This is a genomic window from Streptomyces sp. NPDC001828, assembly GCF_042892175.1.
GTDB lineage: Bacteria > Actinomycetota > Actinomycetes > Streptomycetales > Streptomycetaceae > Streptomyces.
This window is the reverse complement of record NZ_JBIATV010000002.1, coordinates 457,630-481,157: the sequence shown is the minus strand read 5'-3', so window position 1 is coordinate 481,157 and position 23,528 is coordinate 457,630. Positions and strand designations below refer to the sequence as shown.

The 23,528-nt window shown below is 70.3% G+C and carries 20 protein-coding genes; 11 read left to right on the top strand and 9 right to left on the bottom strand.

Annotation, left to right across the window (positions count from 1 at the left end; all coding sequences use genetic code 11):
* The first annotated feature begins 9 nt into the window (after positions 1 to 9).
* The 3 genes from ACFYZA_RS09015 (at position 10) to ACFYZA_RS09005 (ending at position 2,536) form a co-directional block, all read left to right on the top strand.
* Positions 10 to 594 carry a TetR/AcrR family transcriptional regulator gene (locus ACFYZA_RS09015; protein WP_388488657.1) on the top strand — a complete coding sequence of 195 codons (585 nt, stop codon included), beginning with the start codon at positions 10 to 12 and terminating at the stop codon, positions 592 to 594.
* 220 nt (positions 595 to 814) lie between these two features.
* Entirely contained in the window at positions 815 to 1,579 is a 765-nt protein-coding gene (locus tag ACFYZA_RS09010; RefSeq protein ID WP_388488654.1) for an SDR family NAD(P)-dependent oxidoreductase, read from the top strand.
* A gap of 33 nt (positions 1,580 to 1,612) precedes the next feature.
* Complete coding sequence (locus ACFYZA_RS09005; protein WP_388488651.1) at positions 1,613 to 2,536, top strand: oxidoreductase; 924 nt, start codon at positions 1,613 to 1,615, stop codon at positions 2,534 to 2,536.
* A gap of 84 nt (positions 2,537 to 2,620) precedes the next feature.
* Here the strand turns inward: ACFYZA_RS09005 and ACFYZA_RS09000 are convergent, their stop codons facing one another.
* Positions 2,621 to 3,025 (bottom strand): VOC family protein, encoded by a 405-nt coding sequence (locus ACFYZA_RS09000; protein WP_382597711.1) that lies wholly within the window; start codon positions 3,023 to 3,025, stop codon positions 2,621 to 2,623.
* Positions 3,026 to 3,281: 256 nt separating this feature from the next.
* Here ACFYZA_RS09000 and ACFYZA_RS08995 point away from each other — a divergent pair, with 256 nt between their 5' ends.
* From ACFYZA_RS08995 to ACFYZA_RS08980, 4 genes are all read left to right on the top strand, one after another.
* Positions 3,282 to 5,147, top strand: a complete 1,866-nt coding sequence (locus ACFYZA_RS08995; RefSeq protein WP_388488647.1) for an APC family permease — start codon at positions 3,282 to 3,284, stop codon at positions 5,145 to 5,147.
* A gap of 152 nt (positions 5,148 to 5,299) precedes the next feature.
* Positions 5,300 to 6,553 (top strand): ABC transporter substrate-binding protein, encoded by a 1,254-nt coding sequence (locus tag ACFYZA_RS08990; RefSeq protein ID WP_388488644.1) that lies wholly within the window; start codon positions 5,300 to 5,302, stop codon positions 6,551 to 6,553.
* Positions 6,554 to 6,558: 5 nt separating this feature from the next.
* Positions 6,559 to 7,467 carry a carbohydrate ABC transporter permease gene (locus tag ACFYZA_RS08985; RefSeq protein ID WP_388488641.1) on the top strand — a complete coding sequence of 303 codons (909 nt, stop codon included), beginning with the start codon at positions 6,559 to 6,561 and terminating at the stop codon, positions 7,465 to 7,467.
* The gene (locus ACFYZA_RS08980) at positions 7,467 to 8,345 is read left to right on the top strand and encodes a carbohydrate ABC transporter permease (protein WP_382597705.1); all 879 of its coding nucleotides are present in this window, start codon (positions 7,467 to 7,469) and stop codon (positions 8,343 to 8,345) included. Before ACFYZA_RS08985 ends, ACFYZA_RS08980 begins: the two co-directional genes overlap by 1 nt.
* On the opposite strand, the gene ACFYZA_RS08975 is transcribed toward ACFYZA_RS08980, so the two are convergent.
* The 3 genes from ACFYZA_RS08975 to dusB all read right to left on the bottom strand — a co-directional run bounded on the left by ACFYZA_RS08975 (position 8,303) and on the right by dusB (position 14,188).
* Entirely contained in the window at positions 8,303 to 9,343 is a 1,041-nt protein-coding gene (locus ACFYZA_RS08975) for an ArsR/SmtB family transcription factor (protein WP_382597703.1), read from the bottom strand. The two genes, ACFYZA_RS08980 and ACFYZA_RS08975, sit on opposite strands and share 43 nt — an antisense overlap.
* Before the next feature lie 555 nt (positions 9,344 to 9,898).
* The gene (gene ppdK / locus ACFYZA_RS08970; protein WP_388488638.1) at positions 9,899 to 12,622 is read right to left on the bottom strand and encodes a pyruvate, phosphate dikinase; all 2,724 of its coding nucleotides are present in this window, start codon (positions 12,620 to 12,622) and stop codon (positions 9,899 to 9,901) included.
* A gap of 420 nt (positions 12,623 to 13,042) precedes the next feature.
* Entirely contained in the window at positions 13,043 to 14,188 is a 1,146-nt protein-coding gene (gene dusB / locus ACFYZA_RS08965) for a tRNA dihydrouridine synthase DusB (protein WP_382597699.1), read from the bottom strand.
* A 125-nt stretch (positions 14,189 to 14,313) separates the two neighbouring features.
* On the opposite strand from dusB, the gene ACFYZA_RS08960 reads away from it, so the two are divergent.
* Complete coding sequence (locus ACFYZA_RS08960) at positions 14,314 to 15,774, top strand: MFS transporter (RefSeq protein WP_388488634.1); 1,461 nt, start codon at positions 14,314 to 14,316, stop codon at positions 15,772 to 15,774.
* Here ACFYZA_RS08960 and ACFYZA_RS08955 read toward each other — a convergent pair.
* The gene (locus ACFYZA_RS08955) at positions 15,747 to 16,622 is read right to left on the bottom strand and encodes a helix-turn-helix domain-containing protein (protein ID WP_382597695.1); all 876 of its coding nucleotides are present in this window, start codon (positions 16,620 to 16,622) and stop codon (positions 15,747 to 15,749) included. The two genes, ACFYZA_RS08960 and ACFYZA_RS08955, sit on opposite strands and share 28 nt — an antisense overlap.
* Positions 16,623 to 16,733: 111 nt before the next feature.
* Between ACFYZA_RS08955 and ACFYZA_RS08950 the strand changes: the two genes are divergently transcribed.
* Entirely contained in the window at positions 16,734 to 18,188 is a 1,455-nt protein-coding gene (locus ACFYZA_RS08950; RefSeq protein WP_382597692.1) for an MFS transporter, read from the top strand.
* An 88-nt stretch (positions 18,189 to 18,276) separates the two neighbouring features.
* Here the strand turns inward: ACFYZA_RS08950 and ACFYZA_RS08945 are convergent, their stop codons facing one another.
* Positions 18,277 to 18,465, bottom strand: a complete 189-nt coding sequence (locus ACFYZA_RS08945) for a DUF6243 family protein (RefSeq protein WP_382593701.1) — start codon at positions 18,463 to 18,465, stop codon at positions 18,277 to 18,279.
* A gap of 294 nt (positions 18,466 to 18,759) precedes the next feature.
* Between ACFYZA_RS08945 and ACFYZA_RS08940 the strand changes: the two genes are divergently transcribed.
* The gene (locus ACFYZA_RS08940; RefSeq protein WP_382593698.1) at positions 18,760 to 19,776 is read left to right on the top strand and encodes an aldo/keto reductase; all 1,017 of its coding nucleotides are present in this window, start codon (positions 18,760 to 18,762) and stop codon (positions 19,774 to 19,776) included.
* A gap of 104 nt (positions 19,777 to 19,880) precedes the next feature.
* Complete coding sequence (locus ACFYZA_RS08935; RefSeq protein ID WP_382593695.1) at positions 19,881 to 20,474, top strand: TetR/AcrR family transcriptional regulator; 594 nt, start codon at positions 19,881 to 19,883, stop codon at positions 20,472 to 20,474.
* Between the two features lie 200 nt (positions 20,475 to 20,674).
* On the opposite strand, the gene ACFYZA_RS08930 is transcribed toward ACFYZA_RS08935, so the two are convergent.
* From ACFYZA_RS08930 to ACFYZA_RS08920, 3 genes are read right to left on the bottom strand one after another with little or no spacing between them, the layout of a single operon-like run.
* Positions 20,675 to 21,541, bottom strand: coding sequence for a DUF4097 domain-containing protein (locus ACFYZA_RS08930; protein ID WP_388488631.1), 867 nt, complete (start codon positions 21,539 to 21,541; stop codon positions 20,675 to 20,677).
* Complete coding sequence (locus tag ACFYZA_RS08925) at positions 21,538 to 22,194, bottom strand: response regulator (protein WP_382593689.1); 657 nt, start codon at positions 22,192 to 22,194, stop codon at positions 21,538 to 21,540. The genes ACFYZA_RS08930 and ACFYZA_RS08925 overlap by 4 nt, the downstream gene beginning before the upstream one ends.
* Positions 22,182 to 23,429, bottom strand: coding sequence for a sensor histidine kinase (locus tag ACFYZA_RS08920; protein ID WP_382593686.1), 1,248 nt, complete (start codon positions 23,427 to 23,429; stop codon positions 22,182 to 22,184). Before ACFYZA_RS08920 ends, ACFYZA_RS08925 begins: the two co-directional genes overlap by 13 nt.
* Between the last annotated feature and the right edge of the window lie 99 nt (positions 23,430 to 23,528).

Genomic DNA, 23,528 nt, shown 5'->3' with positions numbered 1-23,528 from the left:
TCTTCCGGCGTGGCCAGGACCAAGGAATTCGACCCGGACGCCGCGCTGCAGTCGGCTCTTGAGCTGTTCTGGCGACGCGGCTACGAGGCGACGTCGATGGCGGACCTCGTCGAGCATCTCGGCATCGGCCGCGCCAGCATCTACGCGACGTTCGGCAAGAAGCACGAGCTGTACCTCAAGGCCCTCGACCGCTACGCCGAGCACCACGACCCCGCGCTGCTCACCGAACTGTCCGGGCCCGGCCCCGCACTGCCCGCCGTACGCGGCGTGGTGCGGCGCTTCGCCACCGAGTCGATGGCCGACGGTTCCCGCCTGTCCGGCTGTTTCGTCACCAACACCGCGGCCGAACTGGCCCCGCACGACAACGCCGCGGCCCGCCGGGTCGAGCTCAGCTGGGGGCACGTCGAAACCCTGCTGCACTCCGCGCTCGTACGCGCCCAGGCGCAGGGCGAGCTGGCGGCGGACCGCGATCCACGGGGTCTCGCCCGGATGCTGCTCGTCTTCCTCCAGGGGGTACGAGTCGTCGGCAAGGCCTCGGGAGAGCCGGGTCGGGTACGGGACGCGGCCGAGCAGATCCTGACCTTGCTCGACTGATCCCCGGAGGCCGGCACCGGCCGCCCGGTATCGGTCATCCGGTATCCGTCAGCTGTCATCTGTCATCAGACATCCGACACCCGCCGTTCGGTAGCTGCCGTTCGCTGTCCGACATCGCGTTGACACTTTTCCCCTTTCCAATCCCCAACCTTCCGACGACATTCCGACTTCCACCTCGCACCCTCCGCACATCCTCATAACAGAACGATTGGTCAAGAATATGTCTGCTCGTTTCGCCCACAAGACCGTCCTCGTCACCGGCGCCGGATCCGGCCTGGGCCGCGCCGTCGCGCTGGCCTTCGGCGCGGAGGGGGCCCGGGTCGCCGTCGCCGGGCGTACGGCCGCGTCCCTCGACGCGACGGTCGCCCTGATCACGGAGGCGGGCGGCACCGCCGCCGCGTTCACCGCCGACGTGTCCCACGCCCCCGCCGTGCGCACCCTCGTGGCCGATGTCGTCGAGCGGTTCGGCTCGCTCGATGTCGCGGTCAACAACGCCGGGGTGTTCCGTGGCGGCGCGCCCGTTGTCGAGCTGTCGGAAAGTGACTGGCAGACGTTGATATCTGTCAACGTCACCGGCGTGTTCCACGCCCTCCAGGCCGAGATCGCCCACATGCGCACCCAGGAGTCGGGCGGCGCCATCGTCAACATCGCCTCCAACCTGGGCGCCCACCACCGCGCCCCCGGAGTCGCCGCCTACGCCGCGTCCAAGGCCGCCGTCAGCGCGCTGACCAGGGGCGCCGCCCTCGACCATATCCAGGACGGGGTGCGGATCAACGCGGTGAGCCCCGGCCCCCTCGACACCAGCATGTCGCTGCGGTCCGGCGAGAGCGAGGAGGAGCGGGCGGTCCGCATGAAGGACACCCAGCCCCTCGGCCGGGTGTCGACGACCGCGGAGGCGGCCGCTGCCGTGCTGTATCTGGCCTCCGACGACGCCGCGTCGGTCGTCGGCGCGGATCTCGTCATCGACGGTGGCGCCTCCGCCTGAGCCACTTCGCATACCCACCGGTACGGTGGGGGCATGACTCAGGGCTGGAGTGCTCAGGACATCCCCGATCAGAGTGGCCGCACGGCCGTCGTCACGGGGGCGAACAGCGGCATCGGTCTCGTCACGGCGCGGGAGTTGGCCCGCCGTGGCGCGCGAGTGGTGCTCGCCTGCCGCAGCGAGGCGCGCGGCAAGGAGGCCGAGGAGCGCGTCCGGAGCGAAGTCCCGGGCGCGCGGGCCGAGTTCCGCCGCCTCGATCTGGCCGATCTCGCCTCGGTGCGGGAATTCGCGGCGCAACTTCCGTACGAGCGGCTCGATCTGCTGATCAACAACGCGGGGGTGATGGCGCTTCCGTACGGGCGGACGGCGGACGGGTTCGAGACGCAGTTCGGCGTGAACCACCTCGGGCACTTCGCGCTGACGGGGCTGTTGCTGCCGCGGTTGCGGGCGGCCGGTGCGGCGCGGGTGGTGTGCGTGTCCAGTGGGATGCACGTGCTGGGCAACGTCGATCTCCGTGATCTCAACAGCGAGCGCCACTACCGGCGTTGGGTCGCGTACGGGCGGTCCAAGTCGGCGAATCTGCTGTTCGTTCATGAGCTGGCGCGGCGGCTCGGGGCGGTGGGCTCGGACGTCGTGGCCGCGGCCGCGCACCCGGGTTACGCCGCGACCAACTTGCAGACCCAGGCGGTGCGGATGGAGGGCCGGCGCCGGACGGAGCGGCTCGTGGAGCTCGGCAACCGGGTCATGGCCCAGCCCGCCGAGTCCGGTGCGCTGCCCACGCTGTTCGCGGCGACGGCGCCGGGGGTGCGGCCCGATTCGTTCACGGGGCCGTCCGTGATGATGTGGCGCGGCTCCCCCGCAAGGTCCTGGCGGGCCGGCTGGACGGTGAACGACGTGGCCGGTGAGCGGCTTTGGGCGGCTTCGGAGCGGCTCACCGGCGTGACGTACGGGGCTCTGTGACGTCCGAGGGCGGTGACGTGCGGAGCCCCGGCCCCTTGTAGTACGGGACGGCGTGCGGGTTGTCAGGCGTTGACCGGGGCGTTCTCAGGCGTTGACCGCGGCCGGGTCCATGTACATGACCTCCCAGTGGTGCCCGTCCGGGTCCAGGAAGGAGCGGCCGTACATGGGGCCCTGGTCCATGGTCTCCTGGGCGGGGGCGCCGCCGGAGGCGAGGGCGGTGTCGACGAGGCGGTCCACCTCCTCGCGGCTGTCGGCGCTCAGGCAGACGATCGACTCGACGGTCGTGGCGGTGTCGGCGATCTGCCGGGTGGTGAAGCCCTTGAAGAAGGGCTCGGTGAGCAGCATGGCGTAGATCGTGTCGCTGATGACCAGGCAGCCCGCGTTCTCGTCGGTGAACTGGGGGTTGAAGGAGTAGCCCAGCTTGCCGAAGAAGTTCTTCGAGCGTTCCAGGTCCTTCACCGGCAGGTTGACGAAGATCATGGTGGGCATGTCGTGCTCCCTCGTGGGTGGTGGCGTTGCTTTCGAGGGGTAGACGGCCGCTCTCACCGAAACTCATCGCCCTGCCGGGTGTGTTTTTCCGCCGGGCGGGATGGGCTGTGCGGGCCGTCCCGTTCGCCCGGTCCGCTCGCCCGCCTCGCGGCGTCCCGGGCCTTCCCGTCAAGGGCGCGTATGGATGCGCGTCTCGTTCGACAAGGGGGCGCCAAGGGGGGCGGGGTGGCGGCCGTGCGGGTCGCAGGCTTGGCGCATGCTCACCACGTCGAAGGCCGTCGTCAGGGACGCGGCCCCCGAAGAACCTCCCGGAGCGGTCGACCGGCACCGGCTCACCGCGACCCAGGGGCTTGCCGCGCTCTCCCTGGACGCGATGGCGTCGGTGGCGTACGGCCCCGAGGCGGTCGTCCTGGTCCTGGCGGCCGCCGGTGCGTACGGGCTCGGCTTCACGCTGCCGGTGACGCTCGCCATCGCCGGTCTGCTCGCGGTGCTCGTGGCCTCGTACCGGCAGGTCATCGCGGCGTTCCCGAACGGCGGGGGCTCCTATGCGGTGGCCCGCCGGCATCTGGGGGCCCGTGCGAGCCTGGTGGCGGCGGCCTCGCTGATCCTGGACTACGTCCTGAATGTGGCGGTCTCGGTGACGGCGGGTGTGGCGGCGCTGACGTCGGCTTTTCCGGGTCTGTACGGGGACCGGCTGGTGATCTGTCTGGGTGTGCTGGTTCTGGTCACGGCCGTCAATCTGCGGGGGATCGTCGATTCGGCGAAGGCGTTCATCGTGCCGACGGGGGTGTTCGTCGCGGCGATTCTCGCGATCGTCGTGGTCGGGCTCTTCCGTTCCGCGCCCGTGTCGACCTCTGCCGCCGACGGCCATGTCTCGGTGCTGGCCGGCAACGCGACGGGGGTGGGTGCGCTGTTGCTGCTGAAGGCGTTCGCGGCCGGCTGTTCGGCGCTGACGGGGGTGGAGGCGGTCGCGAACGCGGTGCCGTCGTTCCGGGCGCCGGCCGCCCGGCGTGCCCAGCGCACGGAGGTGGCGCTGGGCGGGCTGCTGGGGGTGATGCTGATCGGTCTTGCGGTTCTGATCGGCCGGTTCCATCTTCAGCCGGTCGAGGGGGTGACGGTGCTCGCTCAGCTCGCGGACGCGTCGCTGGGTCACAACTGGGCTTTCTATATGGTGCAGTTCGCGACGGTGGTGTTGCTCGCGCTCGCCGCGAACACGTCGTTCGGCGGGTTGCCGGTCCTGATGTCGCTGCTGGCCCGGGACAACTATCTGCCGCATGTCTTCGGTCTGAAGGCCGATCGGCAGGTGCACCGGCACGGGGTGCTCGCGCTGGCCGCGGTCTCGGCGGTGCTGCTGGTGTTCTCCGGTGGTGACACGAACACGCTGGTGCCGCTGTTCGCGATCGGGGTGTTCGTCGGCTTCACGATCTGCCAGACGGGCATGGTGATCCACTGGCGTGGGGAGGGTTCTCCGGGCCGGCGCTGGAAGGCGCTCCTGAACGGGTTCGGCGCGGTCCTGACGGGTGTGGCGGCGGTCGTGGTGACGGCCACCAAGTTCGCCGAGGGTGCCTGGCTGATCGTGATCGCGCTGCCGTTGCTCGTGCTCTCCTTCGAGGCGGTGCACCGGGCGTACGGGCGGATCGCGGAGCGGCTGAGTCTGGGGCGGGTGCCTGAACCGCCGCGCCGGGACCGGTCGTTGGTGATCGTGCCGGTGTCGCATCTGTCCCGGCTGACGTGCGAGGCGTTGAACGCGGCCGTGTCGCTGGGCGATGAGGTGCGGGCGGTGACGGTGAGCCATCCCGACGAGGAGGACCGGCGGGACACGGAGGCGTTGCGCCGTGACTGGGAGCTGTGGAATCCGGGGGTGGAGCTGGTGGAGCTGGCCTCCGCGCATCGCAGTCTGGGCCGTCCGGTCGCCGACTATGTGAGCCGTGTCCACAGCTATCATCCGCGCACCCGGGTCACCGTGCTGATACCGGAGGTGGAGCCGGCGCACATCTGGCAGCGGGTGCTGCAGAACCAGCGTGGCGCGGTTCTCGCCCATGCCGTGCGCAGGGACACGGACGCGGTGATCTGCCGGTTGCGTTTCCGGCTCGGGCCGCCTCTCGCGCGCCACGACGTCTGAGGGCGGGGTCCGGCACTGGCGGGACGGGTGGCCGGGCGGTGGTGCCGTGGGCCCGGTGAGGCCGACACACCGCTGCAATACCCCTGTCGTAATCCCCCTGCATGGTTGATCGTTGAGCCGTACAGCGGGATGACGAACAGGGGGCGTACGCCATGACGATCAGCCGCCGGACACTGCTCGGCAGCGGGGCCGCACTGGGTCTGCTGACGGCTTGCGGCTCCAACACCGGCCGGGACAAGGGTGGTTCGGCCGACGGGAAGGTGGCGCTCGGCCACTGGTACCACCAGTACGGGGAGGCCGGGACCGAGGCGGCCGTGCGCCGTTACGCGGCCGCGTACGACAGGGCGAAGGTCAACGTCCAGTGGCGGCCGGGCAATTACGACCAGCAGACGGCGGCGGCGCTGCTCACGGACTCGGGTCCGGATGTCTTCGAGGTCAACGGGCCGACCCTGGACCAGATTCGGGGCGGTCAGGTCGTCGATCTGAGCGCGCTGCTCGACGGGGTGAGGGACGACTTCAACCCGGCGGTGCTGGCGCCGAAGACGTACGACGGGAAGATCTGGGGCATTCCCCAGGTGGTCGACACGCAGTTCCTCTACTACCGCAAGAGTCTGCTCGGTGCGGCGGGGGTGCAGCCGCCGGCCACGCTGGATCAACTCGTGTACGCGGCGCGGGCGTTGACGCGTGACAAGGTGAAGGGTCTGTTCCTCGGCAATGACGGCGGGGCGGGGGTGCTGGGCGGTACGCCGCTGTACGCGGCGGGGCTGAGCCTGGTCACCGCCGACGGCGCGGTGGGGTTCGACGATCCGGCGGCCGCCCGTACCCTCGGCAAGCTCCATCAGCTGTACGCCGACAAGTCGTTGTTGCTCGGGGCGCCGTCGGACTGGTCGGATCCGGCCGCGTTCGTGCAGGGCCTCACCGCGATGCAGTGGTCGGGCCTGTGGGCGCTGCCCGCGGTCCAGAAGGCGCTGGGCGACGACTTCGGGGTGTTGCCGTTCCCCAAGGACGGCCCGAACGGGAAGCCGTCGGTGCCGGTGGGCGCGTACTCCGCCGCCGTGTCAGCCCGTTCCGGGCACCAGGCGCAGGCGAAGGCGTATGTGAAGTGGCTGTGGGTCGAACGCACCGATTTCCAGGAGGACTTCGCGCTGTCCTACGGCTTCCACATTCCGGCCCGGCTGTCGCTCGCGAGGAAGGCGGCCAAGTTGCGGCAGGGCGCGGCGGCCGAGGTCGTGACGTTCGCGGCGGAGCACGGCTACGCGCAGCCGCTGCTGTGGACGCCGGCGCTTCAGAGCGCCTATCAGGACGCGCTGAACCGGATCATCAAGGACGGGGCGAGCCCGGCCGGTGAGCTGAGGGCGGTCGTGCGCAGGGCGAGTGACGAGCTGGGTCGGGTGAAGAAGCGCTGAGCGCCGTGCGACGACGTGTTTCGGACAGCACCCTGTGGTTCTGGGTCTTCGTGGGGCCCTTCGCCGCGGGTCTTGCCCTGTTCACCTATGTCCCGCTCCTGTGGAGCGTCTACCTCAGCTTCTTCGACGCCCACAACACGGTCTCGCCGACGGACTTCGTGGGGTTCGGCAACTATGCGGCGATGCTGCGGGACGGGGCGTTCACGTCGAGTCTGGGCACGTTCGCGGTGTTCTCGCTGTTCATCGTGCCGGCGACGTACGCGTTGTCGCTGGGGCTTGCGCTGATGGTGAACCGGGTCCGCCGTTTTCAGGCCTTCTTCCGTTCGGTGTTCTTCCTGCCGGCGGCCTGCTCGTATGTGGTGGCGGCGCTGATCTGGAAGATGTCGCTGTTCAGCGGGGTGCGGTTCGGGCTGGCCAATACGGTGCTCGGCTGGTTCGGGGTGGATCAGACGGCGTGGCTGTCGACGACGCATCCGCCCTGGTACTGGCTGGTGATCGTGACGGTGCGGCTGTGGCTGCAGGCCGGGTTCTACATGATCCTGTTTCTGGCCGGGCTTCAGCGGATCAGTCCGCGGCTGTACGAGGCGGCGGCGGTGGACGGGGCGCGGCCGGGCTGGCAGGTGTTCCGGCACATCACGTTCCCGCAGTTGCGCGCCACGTCGGTCGCGGTGGTGCTGCTGCTGGTGATCAACGCGTTCCAGGCGTTCGACGAGTTCTACAACTTGCTGTCGGATGCCCGTGGTTATCCGCCGTATGCCCGTCCGCCGCTGGTCTACCTGTATTACACGGCGCTCGGGCAGGGGCAGAACCTGGGGATGGGCAGCGCGGGTGCGGTGATCCTGGCGTTGATCATCGCGGTGGTGACGGTGTTCCAGGCCGGTTGGTTCGGTCTGGGCCGGAAGGAGGCGGACTGATGGGCGCGTCCCGGGCGGGCGGTGGCCGGCGCGGGGGGCGGCCGGAGGATCCGCTGGTGCGGGTCGGTCGGGCTCTGCGCTGGACGGTCCTGGTGGCGCTCGCGCTGCTGTTCCTGGTGCCGTTCTATCTGCTGGTCCGCAACGGTCTGTCGGCCGAGGCGGACATCACGTCGCCGACGTGGACGTTCTTCCCGTCGAGTCTGCACTGGTCGAATGTGCGGGAGCTGTTCGACGACCCGGCCGTGCCGATGGCGCGCTCGTTGCTGAACTCGGCGCTGATCGCGGTGGCGACGACGCTGGGGACGCTGCTGTTCGCCTCGCTCGCGGGGTACGGTCTCGCGCGGATCCCGTACCGGTTCGCCAACCTGGTCTTCTATGCGGTGATCGGGACGCTGATGGTTCCGGCGGCGGTCACGTTCGTACCAAGTTTCGTTCTCGTTTCGTCCCTGGGCTGGGTGTCGAGCTTGCGCGGCCTGATCGTCCCCACTCTGTTCTCCGGGTTCGCGTGCTTCGTCTTTCGCCAGTTCTTCACGGGATTTCCACGGGAGTTGGAGGATGCGGCCCGCGTGGACGGTCTTGGATATTGGCGTACGTACTGGAGGATCGTCGTGCCCAATGCGCGTCCGGTCTTCGCGGCTGTCGGCACCATTGTGTTCATTGGTGCCTGGAATTCCTTTCTGTGGCCGCTGGTCATCGGCCAGGACCGGGACGCCTGGACGGTGCAGGTGGCGCTGTCCACCTTCACCACGGCCCAAGTGGTCAACCTGCACGAGCTGTTCGTGGCGGCCGCCGTGTCCATCGTCCCGCTGGTCCTGGTCTTCCTGCTGCTCCAGCGCTACATCGTGGCCGGCGTGGAGCGTTCGGGGATCGACGACTGAGCGGGCCGGCGCGGCCGCGGCACGCGCGGGGTCCCGCCGCTCAGCAGGGCGGAGCCGAGCGGGGTCAGCGTATGCAATACGGAGTTGCCGTGCCGCAGGGTGACCAGGAGTCCGGCGTCGCGCAGGACGCCGGCGTGCTGGCTGGCGGAGGCGAGCGACACGCCTGCCCTGCGGGCGAGTTCACTGGTGGTGCAGCCGTTGCCGATGGCCTTCAGCACGCTGGAGCGGGTGTGTCCGACGAGCCGGCCGAGCGAGGTGGTGCGGTCGGGGCCGGGCGGGGACTCGTAGGGGGCCTGGGTGTGCGTGACCGGGTAGACGAGCACCGGCGCGAGCTTCGGGTCCTGGAGGGCGACCGGGGTGCGGCGGCAGAAGAACGAGGGCTGGAGCAGTAACCCCCGCCCGTTCAGGTGGAGTTCGCGTTCCACCGGATAGTCGGCCTCCAGGACGGGGGCGCGCCAGCGCAGCATCGGCGGCAGTGAGGCGAGGAGTTCGCTCGCCCCGCCGTCGAGCAGGGCCCGGCCGCGGGCGGCGCGGTCGGCGTCGACGCGGGTCTGTATGTGGGCCCAGTACGGGGAGACGGCCGCCTGGTGGTAGTCGGCCAACGCGTCGGCCAGGCGGCCGAGTTGGGTGGTGCAGCCGTCGGCGAGGGCGGCCGCCCAGCCGGTGGTGGGGCGGCCGCCGGGCAGGCGGGAGAGTTCCGCGTCGAGCCGCTCGGGGCCGGTCTCGCGAATTCGCATCAGACCGGCGTCGAGGGAATGCGGGCCGTGTGGCGGGGTGAGAAAGTCGGGGAAATATCCCCGACACGGAACGATTGCGGAGAGCAATCGCGTCTCTCCGCTCAACCGGCCGCGAGTTTCCTGTCGCCATTCACCGAATACGGAGGCGCCCCGCCGGTCCCTTAAGCGGTGAAAGCTGAGAATCGTTTCCCACAGCGTGTCAGGACCCGGCGCCATACGGAGCCGGGCCAGATCCTCGCCGGTGAAATGAATGCGCAGCACCGAAACCCCACCTGTCCACTGTCTGCAACCTGTTGCCTTGTTGTTGCATCCGCAATTGATCCCCCGACCGACTCGACTGAGTATGCCTCCCGTCACTGCCCGTGACCACGGGCCTTTCAGCCACAGTTGAAAGGCCTCGCGGAAGGGGTGCCCGGGGCGAAAGGCTGTACCACGTCGGGCACGACACCGGGCCAACCGGAAAGATTCTGCGAAGACCGTGGGGGGCTTCACAGGGTCTGGCGGCGGTGGGCGTAGGTGGCGGCTCCGTGCTCGGCGTGGTTGACAGAGTGCGGTTCACGGGTGGGGATCCGTGAACCGCACTCTGTATTTCCGGCCATGACCTCGTTAAATGTCCGCCATTCAACAGGAATTAAGCGCTCGCACACCCGGGACGTGTAGCGCGTTGCCTCCGAGGCAAACGCTTACTTCCCCCCTCGGGGGCCGCGAAGGCAAAAGGGGCAGCACCCCCGCACAGGGTTGCTGCCCCTTCTTGGTGTTCCGGAGCCGCCGCCGGATCGGTATGAGGGTCGGGGACCCGGCGGCGGCTCCGGGGCTCTATCGCGAGTCGCTGCCCTTCGACTCGGCGGCCGCGCGGCCCGCTTCGAGGCGGGCTACGGGGATGCGGAACGGCGAGCAGGACACGTAGTCCAGGCCCACCTCGTGGAAGAAGTGCACCGACTCGGGGTCGCCGCCGTGCTCGCCGCAGACGCCGAGCTTCAGGTCGGGGCGGGTGGCCCGGCCGGCCTCGACGGCGGAGCGCACGAGCGAGCCGACGCCGTCCTTGTCGATGGTCTCGAACGGGGAGACCCCGAAGATGCCCTTCTCCAGGTACGCGGTGAAGAAGCTGGCCTCGACGTCGTCGCGGGAGAAGCCCCAGACGGTCTGCGTGAGGTCGTTGGTGCCGAAGCTGAAGAACTGGGCGGCTTCGGCGATCTGACCGGCCGTCAGGGCGGCGCGGGGCAGCTCGATCATGGTGCCGATGGTCAGCTTGAGCTCGGTGCCGGTGGCGGCCTCGACCTCGGCGATGACGGCGTCGGCCTCCTCGCGGACGATCTCCAGCTCCTGGACGGTGCCGACCAGCGGGATCATGATCTCGGGGCGCGGGTCGCCCTTGGCGTTCTTGCGCTCGGCGGCCGCCTCGGCGATCGCCCGTACCTGCATGGCGAACAGGCCGGGGATGACCAGGCCCAGGCGTACGCCGCGCAGCCCCAGCATCGGGTTCTGCTCGTGCAGCTTGTGCACGGCCTGGAGCAGGCGCAGGTCGTTCTCGTTGGCGTCCTTGCGGGACTCGGCGAGCGCGACGCGGACCGACAACTCCGTGATGTCGGGCAGGAATTCGTGCAGCGGCGGGTCCAGCAGGCGCACGGTGACGGGGAGTCCGTCCATCGCCTCGAAGAGCTCGACGAAGTCCTTCTTCTGGAGCGGGAGCAGGGCACTGAGTGCCCCTTCGCGCTCGTCGTCGGTGTCGGCGAGGATGAGCCGCTCGACCATCTCGCGCCGCTCGCCGAGGAACATGTGCTCGGTGCGGCACAGGCCGATGCCCTGGGCGCCGAACCGCCGCGCCCGCAGGGCGTCCTCGGCGTTGTCGGCGTTGGCCCGTACGCGCAGCCGGCGCACTCGGTCCGCGTACGCCATGACCCGGTGGACGGCGCCGACCAGCTCGTCGGCGTCGTCGGCGCCCGCGTGCATGCGGCCCTCGAAGTACTCGACGACCGGGGACGGCACGACCGGGACCTCGCCGAGGTAGACCTTGCCGGTGGAGCCGTCGATGGAGACGACGTCGCCCTCTTCGATGACGGTGCCCGCCGACGTCGTCATGCGGCGGCGCTTGGTGTCGACCTCCAGCTCCTCGGCGCCGCAGACACAGGTCTTGCCCATGCCGCGGGCGACGACGGCGGCGTGCGAGGTCTTGCCGCCGCGCGAGGTCAGGATGCCCTCGGAGGCGATCATGCCGTCCAGGTCGTCGGGGTTGGTCTCGCGGCGGATCAGGATGACCTTCTCGCCGGAGCGCGACCACTTGACGGCGGTGTAGGAGTCGAAGACCGCCTTGCCGACCGCGGCGCCGGGCGAGGCGGCGATGCCCCGGCCGATGAGGTCGCTCTTGGCCCCGTCGTCGAAGCGGGGGAACATCAGCTGGGCGAGCTGGGCGCCGTTGACGCGCTGGAGCGCCTCGGCCTCGTCGATGAGGCCCTGGTCCACGAGCTGGGTGGCGATGCGGAAGGCGGCACCGGCGGTGCGCTTGCCGACCCGGGTCTGGAGCATCCAGAGCTGGCCGCGCTCGATGGTGAACTCGATGTCGCAGAGATCCTTGTAGTGGGTCTCCAGGGTCTCCATGATCTGCATGAGCTGGTCGTACGACTTCTTGTCGATCGCCTCCAGCTCGGCGAGGGCCACGGTGTTGCGGATGCCGGCGACGACGTCCTCGCCCTGGGCGTTCTGCAGGTAGTCGCCGTACACGCCCTGGTGGCCGGAGGCCGGGTCGCGGGTGAAGGCGACGCCGGTGCCGGAGTCGGGGCCGAGGTTGCCGAAGACCATCGAGCAGATGTTGACCGCGGTGCCGAGGTCGCCCGGGATGCGCTCCTGGCGGCGGTAGAGCTTGGCGCGGTCGGTGTTCCACGACTCGAAGACCGAGCGGATCGCGAGGTCCATCTGCTCGCGCGGGTCCTGCGGGAAGTCGCGCCCGGCCTCGGCCTTGACGATCTTCTTGAACTGCTTGACCAGCTTCTTCAGGTCGCCCGCGTCGAGGTCGGTGTCGACGGTGACCTTCTTGGCGGCCTTGGCGTCCTCCAGGGCCTCCTCGAAGAGCTCGCCGTCCACGCCGAGCACGGTCTTGCCGAACATCTGGATCAGGCGGCGGTAGGAGTCCCAGGCGAAGCGCTCGTCGCCGGCCTGGACGGCGAGGCCGGCGACCGACTCGTCGGAGAGCCCGATGTTGAGGACGGTGTCCATCATGCCGGGCATCGAGAACTTGGCGCCGGAGCGGACGGAGACGAGCAGCGGGTCGTCGGCCTGGCCGAGCTTCTTGCCCATCGTCTGCTGGAGGGCGTCGAGGTGCGCACTGACCTCGTCGCGCAGCTCGGCGGGCTCGTCGCCGCTGTCGAGGTAGACCTTGCACGCCTCGGTGGTGATCGTGAACCCGGGCGGGACCGGGAGGCCGAGGTTGGTCATCTCGGCGAGGTTCGCGCCCTTCCCGCCGAGAAGGTCCTTGAGGTCCCTGTTGCCCTCGGTGAAGTCGTAGACGAACTTCTGGGTGTGCTGGAGGTCTTTGTCTTCCGACACGGGTCTCGACTCCTCGAATCCGCGGTGGCTGCCCTGACGGCGAGGAACATACCCAGATCGAAGGTGTCTGGGTACGTCCACTTGCGCGTCACGGGGTCGTAACCACTCGTCCGCCACCAGATCGAAAGTGACTGACGCGTAACGAAGGGGATCGCGATGCCTTCATCACTTGAACGGAGTAGGTCAAGAAAGCGTCTGGATTTGCTCACATGAGCAGCATGCCCGTCAGGTGAGTTCACTACTTGAACACCGAAGGGGTGGCACTGAGTGCCACCCCTTTCAGAGATGCAGCCACCCGAAAAGCGCTCATGTGAGCGCAACCCCTATCAGGGGTGGCGAGAATCACGCGCTCGATCGAGCGGAATTCCAGCCTTCGGACGGCTCTTTGGACGGATCCGGGCCCGTCCGGGGCGGCGCGGATCAGCCGCCGGAGGTGTCCAGCTCGGCTTCCATGCTGATGCCGGAGCAGTCGTAGGGGTCCTTCAGCCAGCCGTCCGGCAGGACGACCCGGTTGTTTCCGGACGTTCTGCCGCGCGGGCCGTCGGCGCCGTCGGGCCACGACTGGTCCAGATCCAGCTCGCTCAACTGAGCGGCCAGTTCGTCCAGCGAGGAGGTGACCGCCAGGCTCTTGCGCATCTCGGAACCGACCGCGAAGCCCTTCAGATACCAGGCCACGTGCTTGCGGAAGTCGATCACACCGCGCGTCTCGTCGCCGATCCACTCGCCGAGCAGCGTCGCGTGCCGCAGCATCACCTCGGAGACCGTGCGCAGCGTGGGCCGCGCGAAGGAGTCGCTGCCCTCGAAGGCGGCCACGAGGTCGCCGAACAGCCAGGGCCGCCCCAGGCAGCCGCGGCCGACGACGACGCCGTCGCAGCCGGTCTCCTTGACCATGCGCAGGGCGTCCTCGGCGGACCAGATGTCGCCGTTGCCCAGCACCGGGATCTCCGGGACGTGGTCCTTGAGGCGGGCGATGGCGTCCCAGTCGGCGGTGCCGCCGTAGTGCTGGGCGGCGGTGCGGCCGTGCAGGGCGATCGCGGTGACGCCCTCCTCGACGGCGATGCGGCCGGCGTCGAGGAAGGTGATGTGGTCGTCGTCGATGCCCTTGCGCATCTTCATGGTGACGGGTAGGTCCCCGGCGCCCGAGACGGCCTCGCGCAGGATCGCGCGCAGCAGCGGCCGCTTGTAGGGCAGGGCCGAGCCGCCGCCCTTGCGGGTCACCTTGGGCACCGGGCAGCCGAAGTTGAGGTCGATGTGGTCGGCGAGGTCCTCGGCGACGATCATGCGGACGGCCTTGCCGACGGTGACCGGGTCCACTCCGTACAGCTGGATCGAGCGCGGGGTCTCGGTCTCGTCGAAGTGGATGAGCTGCATGGTCTTCTCGTTGCGCTCGACCAGCGCCCGCGTCGTGATCATCTCGCTGACGAACAGGCCCTTGCCGCCGCTGAACTCGCGGCACAGGGTGCGGAACGGAGCGTTGGTGATGCCGGCCATGGGTGCGAGCACCACGGGCGGCTGCACGGTGTGCGGGCCGATGGAGAGCGTGGTCATCTGTTCATTGTCGCGCATGCCGGCGGTGGCCCACCCGGGCCTGTGGACAACCCGGCGGCGACACCCGGTAGCGCCGGTACCGGGACCGCCGCCACCTGGGTCGCAGCGACCGGGGGTCATTAGTTAGGCGTACTATCGAAGCCATGTCCGAGCCCACCCACCGCCGACGGATGCTCATCCTGGCGATCTGCTGCATGAGCCTGCTGATCGTCAGCCTCGACAACACCGTCCTCAATGTCGCCCTCCCCTCCATGCAGAAGGAGCTGCACGCCGACGTCTCCGGCATGCAGTGGACGATCGACGCCTACACCCTCGTCCTTGCCTCGCTCCTGATGCTGTCGGGCTCCACCGCCGACCGGATCGGGCGGCGCCGGGTGTTCAAGGCGGGCCTGGTCCTGTTCACCATCGGCTCGGTGCTCTGCTCGCTCGCGCCCAACCTGGAATCCCTGGTGGCCTTCCGGATGGTGCAGGCGGTCGGCGGCTCGATGCTCAACCCCGTCGCGATGTCGATCATCACCAACACCTTCACCGACCCGCGCGAACGCGCCCGGGCCATCGGTGTCTGGGGCGGCGTCGTCGGCATCTCCATGGCCGCGGGCCCCATCGTCGGCGGCGTCCTCGTCGAGACGGTCGGCTGGCGCTCGATCTTCTGGCTCAACCTGCCCGTCGGCCTGCTCGCCCTCTTCCTGACCTGGCGCTACATCCCCGAATCCCGCGCCCCCAAGCCACGCCGCCCCGACCCGATCGGCCAGCTCCTGATCATCGCGCTGCTCGGCTCGCTGACGTACGCGATCATCGAGGTGCCCAGCGCCGGATGGAACTCGCCGCAGATCCTCGGCTTCGGCGCGATCGCCGTCGCCTCGCTCGCGGCCCTCCTGGTGTACGAGCCCCGGCGCGCCGAACCCCTCATCGACCTGCGGTTCTTCCGCAGCGCCCCGTTCAGCGGCGCGACCGTCATCGCGGTCTCCGCCTTCGCCGCGCTCAGCGGGTTCCTCTTCCTCAACACCCTGTACCTGCAGAACGCGCGGGGCCTGAGCGCCCTGAACGCCGGGCTCTACATGCTGCCGATGGCCGCGCTCACCTTCGTCTGCGCGCCCCTGTCGGGCCGCCTCGTCGGCAGCCGGGGGCCGCGCCTCTCACTGCTCGTCGCGGGGCTCGCGATGGCCGCGAGCGGGCTCCTGTTCGCGGTCTTCGACGCCGAGCGGACCACGGCACTGCTGTTCACCGGATACGTCCTGTTCGGCCTCGGCTTCGGCATGGTGAACGCGCCCATCACCAACACCGCCGTCTCCGGCATGCCCCGCTCCCAGGCGGGGGTGGCCGCCGCCGTCGCCTCCACCAGCCGCCAGATCGGCCAGACCCTCGGGGTGGCGGTGATCGGCGCGGTGCTCGCCGGCGGCATGGCGGGCGTGGCCCCCGGCGCGTACGCCGACAGCTTCCCCGGGGCCGCACGGCCGGCCTGGTGGATCATCGCGGGCTGCGGCCTGAGCGTGCTGTGCGTGGGCCTCGCCACCAGCGGGCGCCGGGCGCGCGAGTCGGCGCGGCGTACCGCTGAACGCCTGGAGGCACCCGCCGCTCAGACCCCGGCGGACGCCAACGCCTGATCGGACTCCACGAGCGCCCGCAACCGCTCAAGGCGCTCGCGGGTCTCCTCGTCCGCCGGCACGTACATGACCAGGCGCGGCCCCGCCGAGGGGCCGAGCCACAGGTTGGTGTGCTCGACGCGCAGCAGGCCGACCCGGGCGTTGCTCAGGTACTTCGTCTTGCCGCCCTGGTTGACCACCTCGTGCCGGGCCCACACCTCGCGGAACTCCTGCGAGGCGCCCTCCAGGCGGGCGAGCAGCGCTTTCCAGGCCGGCTCGGCCAGATGCTCGGCCATCGAGGCGCGGAACTTGGCGGCCATCACCCGGTTCATCTCGGCGACGTCCACCACCGAGGCCCGCCACTGGGGGTTGGTGAAGGCCAGCCACAGGCAGTTGCGGTCCTCCGGCGCGAGGGCGTCGAGGTCGCAGAGCAGCTGCCCGTACGTGGGGTTGTAGGCGAGGATGTCGTACCGGCTGTTCTGGATGCAGGCCGGGATCGGCCCGAGCTGGTCCAGCATCGCGCGCAGCGCCGGGGTCACGCTGGGGCAGGCCGCGTTCGGCGCCGGGTCGAGGGCGCCGGCCAGCGCGAAGAGGTGGCTGCGCTCGCTGGGGTCGAGCAGCAGGGCGCGCGCCAGGGCGTCCAGGACCTGCGGGGAGACCTGGATGTCGCGGGCCTGCTCCAGCCACGTGTACCAGGTGACGCCGACGGCGGAGAGCTGCGCCACCTCCTCGCGGCGCAGCCCCGGGGTGCGCCGGCGCCGGCCCGGGGGCAGCCCGACCTGTTCGGGGGTGATGCGTTCGCGGCGGCTGCGCAGGAATTCGGCCAGCTCATGACGGCGGACGTCGCTCGCCGGTGCCACAGTGCTCATGGCTTCAGGGTGCCGTACCGGCCGACGGTTGTCAGCCGGTTGCCGGGTAGTGCTTGTACCAGGATAAGAAGACTCTGGTACCAGGCTAAAAAGGGGAGGATCGTCGTCTCCGTGAGCGAAACAACGGTACGGACGACCTCCAACCCCTCCACCACTTCCCCCACTGTCCCGGTGACCCACCACGGGGCGGTGATCGGGCCGCTCGGGCTGTTCACGGTACTGCTCGGCGCGGCACTCCCCCTGATCGACTTCTTCATCGTCAACGTCGCCCTGCCGTCCATGGACAGCGACCTCGCGGCGGGCCCGGCCCTGCTCGAACTCGTGGTCGCCGGATACGGCGTCGCCTACGCCGTGCTGCTCGTGCTCGGCGGACGCCTCGGCGACATGGCCGGGCGGCGCAGGCTCTTCCTGATCGGCATGGCGGCCTTCGGCCTGACCTCGCTCGCCTGCGGCCTCGCCCCCACCGCGTGGACCCTGGTCGGCGCGCGGGTGGCACAGGGTGCCGCGGCCGCGCTGATGATGCCTCAGGTCCTGGCCACCATCCAGGCCACCACCCAGGGCCCGCGCCGCGCCAAGGCGATGAGCCTGTACGGGGCGACCGCCGGCCTGTCCATGGTCGCCGGGCAGATCCTCGGCGGCGTTCTGGTCGCGGCCGACGTGGCCGGGTCCGGCTGGCGCTCGGTGTTCCTGGTGAACGTGCCGGTCGCCGTCGTCGGTCTGCTCCTCGCGGTCCGTACGGTGCCGGAGACCCGCTCGGACCGGCCGGCCACCATCGACGTGGCGGGCACTCTCCTCCTGGCGCTCTCCCTGATCTCGCTGCTGCTTCCGCTGACCGAGGGACGGGCGGCCGGCTGGCCGCTGTGGACCTGGGTCTCGCTCGGTGTCTTCCCGTTCGCCGCCGTCGCGTTCTTCCTCGTGGAGCGGCGCGAGGACCGGCTCGGCCGGACCCCGCTGGTGCCGCCGAGCCTGCTCGACACGGACTCGCTGCGGCGCGGCCTGGTGATGGTGGTGCCGTTCTCGATCGGCTTCAGCGGCTTCATGTTCGTGGTCGCCGTGGTGCTTCAGCAGGGGCTGCGGATGGGTCCGGTCGCGGCCGGCCTCGCCCTGGTGCCGATGGCGCTCGCCTTCTTCGCCGCATCGCTCGCCGGGCCCCGGCTCATCGGCCGGTTCGGCACCCGTGTGGTGACGGCGGGCGGAGTGATCCAGGCGGTGGGCATCACCCTGCTCACCCTGACCGTGTGGCACGGCTGGTCCGGGCTCACCGTCGCCGAACTCGCCCCGGGCGTGGCCGTCGCCGGTCTCGGCCAGGGCCTCCAACTCCCGGTCCTCATCCGCCTGATGCTCTCCGACATACCGGCCGACCGGGCCGGGGTGGGCGGCGGCGTGGTGGTCACCACCCAGCAGTCGGCGCTCGCCCTCGGCGTCGCGACCCTGGGCACGCTCTTCCTGGCACTGGCCCCGTCGGCGGGCATGCGCGACGCGCTCGTCGTCACGCTGCTCGTCCAGCTCGGCCTGATCGTGGTGACGGCGCTGCTGAGTCTGCGGCTGCCGCGTGTCATGCGGTGAGCCGGCGAGCCCGCCGAACGGCGAGGGGCCCGGAACGTGTCTCACGTTCCGGGCCCCTCGCCGTTCGCCCCTTCCGGGACGCTCCGGATCAGCTCTCGCTCGACTCCGTCACCACGGGGTTGGCGCGCTCACGCATCTTGCGCAGCAGCTCCTCCTTCTTGTCCACGGCCGCCTTCCGGTCGACCGCACTCCCCTGGACCGAGCCCTGGGCTCCGTTGCCGGACACCTTCTTGCGCTGTCCACCGACACCGAGCAGGTTGTTACGACTCTTAGCCATGAGGGCGAACTTACCCGGCCGGAGGGGGTGGGTCGTACCAGTTTCCGGGCGGGGGGAGGCGAGGCTGGGCTGGGCTGGGCTGGGCTGGGCTGGGCTGGGCGAGGTGAGGGGGCGGGGCTGCTGGCGAGGTGGGCCGGGCGGGGCGGGGGCGTGACGGGTGACGACCAGTGGGTGACAGCTGACAGATATTGAAATCTGTCAGCTGTCATGCCATGGTGGAGAGGCACCCGATCGCACCCGATCGCACCCATTCCCACCCCCACCCCCACCCCCAAGCACCAACGGAGCCCCCTCATGCGAACCCTCACCCTCGGCACCAACGGCCCCCGGACCGCCGCGCTCGGCCTCGGCTGCATGGGCATGTCGGCGCTGTACGGCGAAGCCGACCGGGACGAGTCGATCGCCACCATCCACGCCGCGCTCGACGCCGGCGTCACCCTGCTCGACACGGGCGACTTCTACGCGATGGGCCACAACGAGATGCTGATCGGCGAGGCGCTGCGTTCCGCGCCCGCCGCGGCCCGCGAGCGGGCGCTGACCAGCGTCAAGTTCGGCGCGCTGCGCGACCCGGACGGCGGCTGGTCCGGGTACGACGGGCGGCCCGGCGCGGTCAAGAACTTCGCGGCGTACTCGCTCCAGCGCCTCGGCGTCGACCACATCGACATCTACCGGATCGCGCGGATCGACCCGGACGTGCCCGTCGAGGAGACCGTCGGCGCCATCGCCGAGCTGGTCCAGGCCGGACACGTACGGCACATCGGATTGTCCGAGGTGGGTGCGGCCACGCTGCGCCGGGCGGCCGCGGTGGCCCCGATCTCGGACCTCCAGATCGAGTACTCGTTGATCTCGCGCGGCATCGAGGACGAGATCCTGCCGACGGCGAGCGAGCTGGGCATCGGCATCACCGCGTACGGGGTGCTCTCGCGCGGTCTGATCAGCGGGCACTTCACTCGGGACCGGCAGCTGGCCGCGGGCGACTTCCGGGGGATGAGCCCGCGCTTCCAGGGCGAGAACCTCCAGCACAACCTGGACCTGGTCGACGCGCTGCGGAAGATCGCCGAGCAGAAGGGCGTCTCGGTCGCGCAGACCGCGATCGCCTGGGTGCTGGCGCAGGGTCCCCGGCACGGCGCGGACATCGTGCCGCTGGTCGGCGCGCGGCGCCGGGACCGGCTGACCGAGGCGCTGGGCGCGCTCGACGTGGAGCTGACGGCGGCCGACCTCGCCGCGATCGAGGCGGCGGTGCCGGCCGGCGCGGCGGCGGGCGACCGCTACCCGCAGGCGCAGATGGCCCACCTGGACAGCGAGCACTGAGCCACGGCGGACCGGACCCTTCACCCGGTGCGTGGCCTGTGGACAAGTCCGTCACCGGGGTTGTCCACAGGCCTGCCGGGCCGTTTCGAGCGGCAGGTAACGTCATGGCCATGAGTACGGAACCCCTGACCGCCGAGCGCATCCTCGTGGCGACCGAGGAGGTGCTGCGCCGCCACGGCCCGGCGAAGGCCACGGTCGTCGACGTGGCGCGTCAGCTCGGGGTGAGCCATGGCAGCGTCTATCGCCACTTCCGTACGAAGGCCGCGCTGCGCGAGGCGGTGACGGAGCGGTGGCTGAACCGGTCGACGGATCTGTTGCGGGACATCGCGGGCCGCCGGGATCTTGAGTCGGGCGTGGTGTTGCGGCTGTGGCTGAGCGAGCTGTTCCTGGCCAAGATGGCGAAGGCGGGCGACGATCCGGAGCTGTTCCAGACGTATGAGGTGCTGCTGCGGGAGAACAGCCGGGTGGTGGAGGAGCACATCGGTGAGCTGGTGGGCCAGCTGACGGCGATCATTCAACTGGGCGTGGAGCGGGGCGAGTTCGGGATTCCGGACACGCCGGGGTCCGCGGCGCGTGCGGTGTTCGACGCGACGGGCCGGTTCCACGATCCGGTGTACGCGGCGGAGTGGTCGCGGCCGTCGATCCGGGACGATTTCAACGCGGTGGCGGATCTGCTCCTGAACGGGTTGCGGCGCTAGGGCCCGCAGGGTGAGCCCGGCCCCCCGGCCTCCCAGCCTCGGTCTCCGGCCCCCCGACCTCCCAGTCCCGGGCCCTCGATCCCCCGACCCCCGGTCGCGCCCGGCGTTCGGCCGCCGGGGGGCCAAAAGCCCAAGCCGGAAGCCCGGGTCAGAATCCCGAGCCCGAAGCCCGGGTCAGAATCCCGAGGCGGAATCCCGGGTCAGAACCCGGGGTGGCCGACGGTCACCGAGCCGGAGCCGCTGGACACGTCGATCACGCGGTCGGACGTGTTGTCGAGCAGGTCGCTCTGGATGGTGCGGCCGCCCGATCCGGAGGATCCGGTCACGCGGTAGTGGGCGCCCTGGGGCACGGTGACGTCGACGCTGCCGGAGCCGGCGCGTGCCTTGACGTGCTGGGGCGGGGCGGCGAAGTCGGCGCTCACGGCGCCGGAGCCGGTGTCCAACGAGACGTCCGGGGAGGCGAGTTGGGCGGCCTGGAGTTCGCCGGAGCCGACGCTCGCCTTGACCGGGCCTTTGAGTGCGTACAGCTTGATGCCGCCGGAGCCGCCCCGCAGGTCGACCGGGCCGGTCAGGTCGCGGACCTTGATGTCGCCGGATCCGCTGTGCACCTTGAGGCTGATCCCGGCGGGTACGGCGAGGGCGAGGTCGACCTGGCAGTTCTGGAGGTACTGGTCCACGAAGCCGGCGCAGCGGGTCTTGACCTTGAGGGTGTCGCCGTCCCAGGTCTGTTCGACCTTGGGCCGTTTCATCGACCAGGTGAGCGTGCCGTTCGTGGTGACGTGGTCGGCGGGGCCGCTCGTGATGGTGATCTGGGCGACTCCGGCGTCCACTTCGACGGCTTTGACGGTGTGGGCGCGGCCGTTGTCGGGGCCGGTGTAGGAGGCCGTCTGACTGATGGCGTCGGACACGGACCAGAAGGCGCAGGGCACGACGATGAACAGGGCGCCGATGAGCGCGGCGGCGATCCACGCGGTGCGGTGCCGCGGCCGCTCCCCCATGTCGTGCCGGGCGGTGGCGTTCTGCCCGGTGTCGTTCTGCCCGGTGGTGTTCTGCTCGGTGGCGTTCACGCGGGGCCGCCGTCGAGGAAGCGCAGGACGGCGAGGACCCTGCGGTGGTCGCCGTCGGCGACGGGCAGGTCGAGTTTGGCGAAGATGTTGTTGATGTGTTTGGCCACCGCGCTTTCGCTGACGACGAGTTCGGCGGCGATCCCGGCGTTGGAACGGCCTTCCGCCATGAGGGCGAGGACTTCGCGTTCGCGCGGGGTGAGGCGTTCCAGCGGGTCGGGTCCGCCGCCCCGGCGCAGCAGCAGCTGGGCGACGACCTGGGGGTCGAGGGCGGTGCCGCCGGCCGCGACGCGTCTGAGGGCGTCGACGAACTCCTCGACGTCGGCGACCCGTTGTTTGAGGAGGTAGCCGATGCCGCCGGTCTGGGTGGCGAGCAGGTCGGCGGCGTAGCGCTCCTCGACGTACTGGGAGAGGAGCAACACGGAGGTGTCCGGCCATTGCTGACGGATCATCAGGGCGGCGCGCACGCCTTCGTCGGTGAATCCGGGGGGCATCCGGACGTCGACGAGGGCGAGTTGTGGCCGGTGTTCCTCCACGGCCCGCAGCAGGCCTTCGGCGTCCTCGGTCTCGGCGGCGACGTCGAAGCCGGCCATTTCGAGGACTTTGACGAGTCCTATCCGCAGCAGTACCGAATCCTCGGCGATCACAGCCCGCACGGCAGCTCCACAGTGATGACGGTTGGGCCCCCGTGGGGGCTGTTGATCCTGATGGTTCCGTCGACCGACCCTACGCGCTTGCGCAGGCCCAGCAGTCCGGTGCCGCCGGCCGGGTCGGCGCCGCCCACGCCGTTGTCGCTGACGGTGATCGTCAGGAGTTGGGCGCGGCGGCGGACCTGGACGGAACAGCGGGTGGCGCGGGCGTGTTTGGCGACGTTGGCGAGGGCTTCGGAGACGACGAAGTAGGCGACGGCCTCAACGGTAGGCGCGGGGCGTTGGGCCAGGTCCACGGTGAGTTCGACGGGGAAGGGGGCGCGGGCGGCGATGCCGGAGATCGCGGCGTCGAGGCCGCGGTCCTCCAGGACGGCGGGGTGCAGTCCGCGTACGAGGCTGCTGAGTTCCTCGATGGCTTCCTTGGCCTCGCGGTGGGCCTCGTCGATGACGGCCCGGGCTTCGGGGGGCAGGTCGGTGAGCGTGGCGCGGGCGATGCCGAGGTTCATGGCGAGGGAGACGAGGCGTTGTTGGGCGCCGTCGTGGAGGTCGCGTTCGATGCGGCGGCGTTCGAGGTCGGCGGCGTCGAGGATGTCGGCGCGGCTCTCGGCGAGGTCTTCGACGCGGCGTTCGAGTTCCTTGGCCCGGTTGGGGCCGAGCAGGACGGTGGCGGCCCGGTTGTCGAAGTGGGCGATGAGGGCGGCGAGCCAGGGGGTGGCGATCAGGAGGAGGACGCCGAGGACGGTGAGGCCGACGTATCTCTCGGTCCAGCCCGGGTGCCGGTAGCCGAGGGGCAGCGCCCATACCCAGGAGAAGACGAAGGCGCAGCCGGCGCCGGCGGCCCAGGCGAGGACGACGAGGGCTGCGCCGAGGGCGGTGAGCGGGGAGACGACCAGGTGGTAGCCGTACTGGCGCCAGGTCGATTCGGCGCGCAGCCTGGGGAGGAGTCCCTGGGGGTGGTACCAGCGGTGGGCCCATTGGATCTTCGGGATGTCGAGTCCGGTGAGTGACCACAGGCGGCTGCGCTGGAGGGTGGTGAGCAGGGGGCGCAGCAGGAGGACGAATCCGAGGGTCTTGAGGAGGTGCCCGGGGTTGGAGAACGTGTAGGCGAGGGCGAGCGTCGCGGGGACCGCGACGGGTATGGACGCCACGACGAGGGTGGTGTTGCGCCAGGCCCACGCCGACCACGGCGCGTGCGCGGCGGTCCAGTGGTACGCGCGCCGCAGCGGGCCGGGAGTTGCCATGGGCACAGGGTAGTTGGGCTGGTCAGGGCGTTGCCATCATGGTGGTGCCCGGTCGGGGGTGGAGCTGGCACCACCCCCGGTTCGGACAGCCGCGTTACT

What these genes read in the sequence shown, in the direction of transcription:
- ACFYZA_RS08990 (WP_388488644.1), top strand. Translation starts at nt 5,300, where the DNA reads ATGACGATCAGCCGCCGGACACTGCTCGGCAGCGGGGCCGCACTGGGT.
- ACFYZA_RS09010 (WP_388488654.1), top strand. Translation starts at nt 815, where the DNA reads ATGTCTGCTCGTTTCGCCCACAAGACCGTCCTCGTCACCGGCGCCGGA.
- ACFYZA_RS08935 (WP_382593695.1), top strand. Translation starts at nt 19,881, where the DNA reads ATGGCCATGAGTACGGAACCCCTGACCGCCGAGCGCATCCTCGTGGCG.
- ACFYZA_RS08995 (WP_388488647.1), top strand. Translation starts at nt 3,282, where the DNA reads ATGCTCACCACGTCGAAGGCCGTCGTCAGGGACGCGGCCCCCGAAGAA.
- ACFYZA_RS08940 (WP_382593698.1), top strand. Translation starts at nt 18,760, where the DNA reads ATGCGAACCCTCACCCTCGGCACCAACGGCCCCCGGACCGCCGCGCTC.
- dusB (WP_382597699.1), bottom strand. Translation starts at nt 14,188, where the DNA reads ATGCGCGACAATGAACAGATGACCACGCTCTCCATCGGCCCGCACACC.
- ACFYZA_RS08960 (WP_388488634.1), top strand. Translation starts at nt 14,314, where the DNA reads ATGTCCGAGCCCACCCACCGCCGACGGATGCTCATCCTGGCGATCTGC.
- ACFYZA_RS08955 (WP_382597695.1), bottom strand. Translation starts at nt 16,622, where the DNA reads ATGAGCACTGTGGCACCGGCGAGCGACGTCCGCCGTCATGAGCTGGCC.
- ACFYZA_RS09005 (WP_388488651.1), top strand. Translation starts at nt 1,613, where the DNA reads ATGACTCAGGGCTGGAGTGCTCAGGACATCCCCGATCAGAGTGGCCGC.
- ACFYZA_RS08920 (WP_382593686.1), bottom strand. Translation starts at nt 23,429, where the DNA reads ATGGCAACTCCCGGCCCGCTGCGGCGCGCGTACCACTGGACCGCCGCG.
- ACFYZA_RS08945 (WP_382593701.1), bottom strand. Translation starts at nt 18,465, where the DNA reads ATGGCTAAGAGTCGTAACAACCTGCTCGGTGTCGGTGGACAGCGCAAG.
- ACFYZA_RS09000 (WP_382597711.1), bottom strand. Translation starts at nt 3,025, where the DNA reads ATGCCCACCATGATCTTCGTCAACCTGCCGGTGAAGGACCTGGAACGC.
- ACFYZA_RS08980 (WP_382597705.1), top strand. Translation starts at nt 7,467, where the DNA reads ATGGGCGCGTCCCGGGCGGGCGGTGGCCGGCGCGGGGGGCGGCCGGAG.